This is a genomic window from Desulfamplus magnetovallimortis, assembly GCF_900170035.1.
Taxonomy (GTDB): Bacteria; Desulfobacterota; Desulfobacteria; order Desulfobacterales; family Desulfobacteraceae; genus Desulfamplus; species Desulfamplus magnetovallimortis.
Genome location: NZ_LT828542.1, coordinates 209,993 through 216,234, shown reverse-complemented (window position 1 = coordinate 216,234; position 6,242 = coordinate 209,993). Strand labels below are relative to the sequence as shown.

The window sequence follows — 6,242 nt, the reverse complement described above, 5'->3', positions numbered from 1 at the left end:
GGTTTAATTAACTTACCTAAACTCCCCCTCCCAAGTCTGTAAAATGTGGCTGGGGGAGAGGTGAATGGACAAGTTATTAAAAATCAATTCCTTAGTGAAAAGATGAAGAGACTTTTGATAAATTTATATGAAAGTCCCCGCAAATATCTGTTTTTATAACGACTTTCAACACTTCGATTGTGACGGTGAACCGCCATGTTGGTTATACGTTACGCAATCCCTCTGTTGAGATTATCATGGCAACACTTCCATCCCCCATCATGGCAGCCCCTTCAAAGATATTTTTTTCAACCGGCAGTGCCTCAACATGCTTTACCACAACCTTTTGAACCCCAAGAATCTGATCCACGCACAGTGCATATGGTTTGTTTCCGGTATTGACTGTAATCATTACGCAATTGATTTCCCGAGAATCAACTGAAAGATCATCTTTTGTGGAATCTTTACCGGACGTTATGATCTCTCTTTCAGGGTTATGGCCGTTCAAAACCTTCCATAGTTTGATAACTTCCATAAGGGTGCCCCGTCTCATTACAACTTCACCCTTTTTTCCCTTAACTGAGGTGATATCTTTTGGTGCCGGTACAAATGATTCGCCTATTATCTCCATGGGCAGCACATAGGTCTCTTTACCGCATTTGACAAGAAAACCATCCACAATCTGTGTGCTGACGCTTTTTGGTAGGGTAATGGTAAAAGTGGTTCCAATGCCTGCATGACTCTCAACTGAGATTGTTCCACCTGCGGTGTCGATATTTTTTTTGACAACATCCATACCCACGCCTCTTCCCGAGATATCGGTAATCTCTTTTGCTGTTGAGACACCAGATTGAAAAAGCAGATCAACAATTTGGCTATGGCTTGGCTTTTCTCCTTTTTTGATCAATCCCAGCTCAAGAGCTTTTCGGCCAATGGCTTCGTAATCAAGTCCTTTTCCATCTTCTGATACAATAAGGTTTATATTGTCCTTGTTTTCTTCAACGGCAATGCGAAGGGTACCGGTTTGAGTTTTGCCGGCATCTGTTCGTTCTTCCGGCAGCTCAATGCCATGGTCAACAGCGTTTCTTACCATATGGGTAAGTGGAGCATCCAGAAGCTCAAGATAGCTTTTATCAATTTTAATATTTTCTCCTTCAAGGGTTATATTTACCATTTTGCCTGATGCTTCGGCTGTGGAACGGGCAAGTCTGGGAGCTTTTTGAAGTAGAAATTTGGCAGGTACACTTCGGATCTCCATTATACTTGTCCGAAGGCTTTCAGAAAGGTTGCTGAAAGTTTCAATTACACGTTTGAAATTCTGGGAGAGATTTTGTTCAAAGGCGAGTGTGGCTATCTTTTTCTGAAGGTGGTTGAACATCTCTTCAACAACCACAAGCTCACCAACATATTCAAGAAAGGAGTCAATGCTCTTTTCCGATACCCTCATGGTTTTATCCATCTCTGCCACTGGAACAGAAGCGGTGGAGTCACTTAGTTGTCGTCTGTCTCCCTTGCGACGGTCTCCTGCGCGGCGATCTCCTGAACGACGGTCACTTTGTCGCCGCTCTTCTTCTTCTTTTGTTATCTCTTTTAATGGCTTTTTTGATGTTGTTCCTATCCTGGTTCTGTCATCTTCTTTATTAATAGTGCCTATATCACTCTCTTTGGCAATGGCTTCTATGTTACTTTTTTCTTTAGCAATCTCTATCTCTTTTTTTGCATTTTCTTTGATAATTTCGTTTTCAAGTTCATTTTCAGCACTAAGCCTGAAGAGAAGTTCCATGGTCTGATCAATAATATAAAGATCCTGTAAAGGCACAATTTCCCTGACAGCATTGAGATTTTTGATCAATACGTCAATTATCTCAGGCTCTTCTGTTGGTGGCAGAGCTTCTGTAAGAGCTTTTTCACTCTCTTCCGGAGAAGTAAGTAGCGTCTCAATGCTTTCCCTGATGCTGTTATGGTGGTTTATATCGTCAACTTCTTCTTTGCCTGATCTTATTCTTTCAAAAATCAGAAGCAGTTGATCAAGCCCTGGCATCAATGTATTAATAAGTTTTTTTGATACTTTTTTTTGGCCTTTTCTTACAGCATCAAGCAGGTTTTCCATGCTGTGGGAGAGTTCCTTGGTCCTTACAAGACCAAAAAAGGGAGATGTGCCCTTCAGGGAGTGGATTGGCCTGAAGATGGTGTTGACAATCTCCATGTCATCTGGATTCTTTTCAAGAGTTTCCAGCATCTCTTCCACAGCTTGAAGATTTTCTGTGGTCTCATCAATAAATCCTGCAAGTATCTGGGGATCTATATCATAGTTTTCCATTTTATCTGATTCTCCCGATGAAAAGGTTGATGATCTCATAAAAAAGTTCAGAATGCCAAAATGGTTATAATTGGACTTTTTACTGGTTCATCAAGGTTCAAAAGATGACAATATGATGGTGATGCAATGGCCGTTGGGTGGAAAGCAGTATCTATGGTTGCTTCATGAAATCGGTTATTATGTTCTGTTCGCTGGCGGAATCTTCCGGTTTAATTGATTGAAGTTCAATAAGCTTTTTTTGCCAGTGTTTAAGGTGGCCAATGCAGCGTTTGACAGCCTCTTCAAGTTCCTTCAGATCATCCATTGGTTTGAAAATACAGGTATGTGCGCCATGACGCAAGGCATCAAGAAGATGGGTCATTGTGACATAACCTGTTATAATGATTACCTGAACCATCTGGTATTCTTTGCGAATGGTTTTAAGAAGCTCTATGCCGTTCATTATTGGCATGTTAATGTCGGAAATAACCACTTCAATCCGATGTTCAGCGAGAATGTCAAGTGCCTCTTGTCCGTTTCCTGCGGTCATTACATCATAACCTTCAAATCTGAAGTTACGGGAGAGCATCTCCTGTATATGGATTTCATCATCTACAATGAGAATACGGGGTTTTCCGGAATTAGCCATGTTGTGCTCCTTTTCCTTGACAATTGTTCTCATTTACAGTGATTAAGGGCGATTGATGAGCCCGTTGATTTAGTCGTTTTTTGAAAAAATCACCACAATATAATGTGTTTTTTGATTACTTAAAAATCATTATATTGTGGCAAAATCAAATATGTAAACACTTAATCAACAGAGTCATTGATATGCAATCATTTTAATTTAGTATGGAGGAAGATTTTTTTGTACCGTGAAAATAACTATCATTTTTATATTTGGGGGTGATTGATACGTAATCAATCATGCCCGTTTACTCCGAAAGAATAGTTGATATCTCAAGCAATATTTTGACATTTTCTCCGGTTTTTGCCATGCCAAGAATACTATTATTGTCCATTCCTGAGCGGTCAAGGGTTTTTGTGTCAATCTCTTCTTCCTTTATGGTGAGCACTTCTGAAACCATATCCACAACAACGCCCATCTGTAATACGTTTGAGTTTTTATCCTTGAAATCAACAATCACAATACATGTCCTTTCTGTATATTCAATTGGTGGCATGTTGAATTTAAGGCGGAGATCCATCACAGGAATAACCTTACCACGAAGGTTTATAACTCCTTTTATATAAGAAGGGGTTCTGGGAACATGGGTAATTGGAATCATGCCGATGATCTCACGTATGTTCATGATGCTGATTCCGTACTCCTGACTGTTTAAAAGAAAAGTAAGATATTTCCCGGCAACTGATTGAACGTTTTCTTCAGTAGCTTGTTTTTTATCTTCAGCAGTTTGTTTTTTATCTTCAGCAGCTTGTTTTTTATCTTCAGGAGTTTGTTTTTTATCTTCAGGGGTTTGTTTTTTCTCTTCAGGGGTTTTAATCTTCTCTTCTACATCTTGAAACTTTTCTTCAACAGCTTCAAAATCTACTTCAGGGAGTTGGTATTTCTTTTCAGAAATCTGGTCTGTTTCTTTAGATACAGGTTGAGTTGCTGATAATTTCTGATTTGAGTTTTTATTGGGTCCAAGAAGGGCAATTGCAATTTCACGGGAATTTTTAAGCTGTGCAGATCTCTTGTCTCTTCGTTGTTTTCCACATGCTTTGTCAGCAAAGCTTGAATCAACAAGTTTGTTAAGATCTATAATTGTGTTAATACCCATTTTTGCAGACATGTATCTCTGCATTTCATCAAGATCTTCAATTGCAGGGTATAGATCATCGGTTGTTATTCCACCTGGTTCTGTCAGGACAGATTTCAGTGTCTCAACAGTAAGACCAAGTTCCCCTGCCGGATCAAGAAATGAACAGGCAACAACTGCTGCATTCTCAGGATTTCGGGAGATATATTCTCCTGCCTTAACAACCATGGCTGTAAATTCATGCATGACTTCAGGATAATCTGTAATAAAACTTTCCTGAAATGAAACCACACAGCATGGATGGTTTTCCCACAGTTCACTTGACTGGAACTGTAAGTTTGCAATTCCGGTTGCCACAGCCTGGCTTCCAATTGGCTCTGCCACCATGAAACCACTGTTGGATGAATTGCTTTCAAGAAATTCCGGCATAAGTACAGGGGGAACAACCTCAAATGCAACATCGAAATCATCTCCCTTTTCCATTGATGGTGAAAGGCCGATATTGCTTAAAAACATGTGGGATAGCATGTGCTGTACAGACATCTTGTGGGGAATCAGAAAAGAGCTTTTTTGGTAAAAAGATTCAAATGGCTCTGAAAAATCATTTTTTGTTGTTCTGACAAAGGAGCTACCGTTTCTGTGGCTTAAAAGCACAATTTTAATCTTAACTCCAAAATTGTAAAGATCCATGGCAAGGGGTGCAAGGATACAAGCAGCATCAACCTGATGTTTCTCAAGTGAATTTGCAACAGGATTCCAGCCATTCATGCAATGAAGTTCCAGTTCAAAGTGCTTGGGTGCAACTTCACCGGTTTCAATCAGGTATTTTAATACCCCAAGGACAAGGTGATCTGTAATCTGTATATGAGATATCCTTAAGATTACTTTTCCTGAAGAGTTTTTTCTGGGAAGTTTTTTTGAGTTTGAGTTTGAGTTTGAGTTGTCAGTACCATAACTTTTCTGATCTGCTGTTTCTGTTTCATCTGACATGGCCTGGTCAAGGGTTTGCTTAAGTTCCTCATAACCAAATGGCTTGACAATAAAGGCTGTTACTTTATGCTTGATAGCCTGTTGTGTATGAGCCTTATCAGCCTGGCCGGTTGCCATGACAAAAGGTAGCTCCGGATTTGAATGGCTGGAACGTACCCATTTTAGCAGTTCAAGACCACTCATGACTGGCATGTTCCAGTCACTTATTACAAGGTCAATATCGGGGTTCTGCTGGAGTGTGCGTTCGGCCTCCTTTCCGTTTGCGGCTTCAATAATTTTTTCAAATCCAAGTTTTTTCAGCGCAATTATTTCAATTTTGCGCATGGTACGATCATCTTCAGCAAGAAGGATTGTAATATCTCCAGGGTATTTGGACATTCAGAAGCTCCTTGGAAATAAAGTTGTTTTATGTAAAGTTCATGGGGCAAATATCTCTTCCGTTAAGCCTTTGGGAATAATAAGAAGAGGTATATGAGCGACTTTTTGTGACACCGGTTAATGGGGACTTTGTGAATTCCTGTTATTACCGGAGCTTGTTTTTTGGGACGAAAATGAATATATATAATTATTTGGAGTTAATGTACAGTCTATAATCTGGCTGTTACAGAAATGGCCAGGCATGGTGAACCTACTGCACTGTCAACACTTAATGTTAGGGCTATCTGCAACGTAGAGACAAGGCATGCCTTGTCTCTACAATTAACCGAACCCTAATTTTTAGTTTTGACAATGCACTACCCTTATATTTTAGCTGGGAGATGAAATGAAAATACTGTTTGTAGATGATGATGTTATGACCCAGGAGGTTGTAAAGGAGATGCTAAAGGATTGGGAGCTTATAATTGCCTCATCTGCCGAGGATGCCCTTGAGAACTTTCCGGATGAATATGACCTGATTGTTATAACAGATATTCATATGCCAGGGATGAGCGGCATTGATCTTCTGCGTGAAATCAAGAAAAATTATCCCTATGTGCAGGTTATTATGGTCTCTTCAACAGAAGATGCAGGAAATCTTCTGCTGGCATATGAGTCAGGAGCCAATGATTTTATTGTAAAACCCTTTATTGCAGATGATCTTCTCGCTGCCCTTGATAACACAGTACAGAAAAACAAGCGCTGGAAAAAGGCACTTGGGAAATTATACAACCGCAATAAATAAACTCAAAATCGACATCTTATTGTTTTTTGAGCGGTTATTGAATTTGTCT

General features: G+C 39.7%; 4 protein-coding genes. 1 reads left to right on the top strand and 3 read right to left on the bottom strand.

Annotation, left to right across the window (positions count from 1 at the left end; translation table 11 throughout):
- Positions 1-202: 202 nt before the first annotated feature.
- The 3 genes from MTBBW1_RS07630 to MTBBW1_RS30175 form a co-directional block, all read right to left on the bottom strand.
- Positions 203-2,299, bottom strand: coding sequence for a chemotaxis protein CheA (locus MTBBW1_RS07630; protein ID WP_186441153.1), 2,097 nt, complete (start codon positions 2,297-2,299; stop codon positions 203-205).
- 151 nt (positions 2,300-2,450) lie between these two features.
- Positions 2,451-2,927: a response regulator gene (locus MTBBW1_RS07625; RefSeq protein ID WP_186441152.1), complete on the bottom strand. Its 477-nt coding sequence runs from the start codon at positions 2,925-2,927 to the stop codon at positions 2,451-2,453.
- A 286-nt stretch (positions 2,928-3,213) separates the two neighbouring features.
- Positions 3,214-5,409 carry a chemotaxis protein CheW gene (locus tag MTBBW1_RS30175; protein WP_080801501.1) on the bottom strand — a complete coding sequence of 732 codons (2,196 nt, stop codon included), beginning with the start codon at positions 5,407-5,409 and terminating at the stop codon, positions 3,214-3,216.
- 385 nt (positions 5,410-5,794) lie between these two features.
- On the opposite strand from MTBBW1_RS30175, the gene MTBBW1_RS07615 reads away from it, so the two are divergent.
- The gene (locus tag MTBBW1_RS07615; RefSeq protein WP_080801500.1) at positions 5,795-6,193 is read left to right on the top strand and encodes a response regulator; all 399 of its coding nucleotides are present in this window, start codon (positions 5,795-5,797) and stop codon (positions 6,191-6,193) included.
- The last annotated feature ends 49 nt before the right edge of the window (positions 6,194-6,242 follow it).

Coding starts and splice junctions, on each gene's coding strand:
- MTBBW1_RS07615 (WP_080801500.1), top strand. CDS start 5,795: ATGAAAATACTGTTTGTAGATGATGATGTTATGACCCAGGAGGTTGTA.
- MTBBW1_RS30175 (WP_080801501.1), bottom strand. CDS start 5,409: ATGTCCAAATACCCTGGAGATATTACAATCCTTCTTGCTGAAGATGAT.
- MTBBW1_RS07625 (WP_186441152.1), bottom strand. CDS start 2,927: ATGGCTAATTCCGGAAAACCCCGTATTCTCATTGTAGATGATGAAATC.
- MTBBW1_RS07630 (WP_186441153.1), bottom strand. CDS start 2,299: ATGGAAAACTATGATATAGATCCCCAGATACTTGCAGGATTTATTGAT.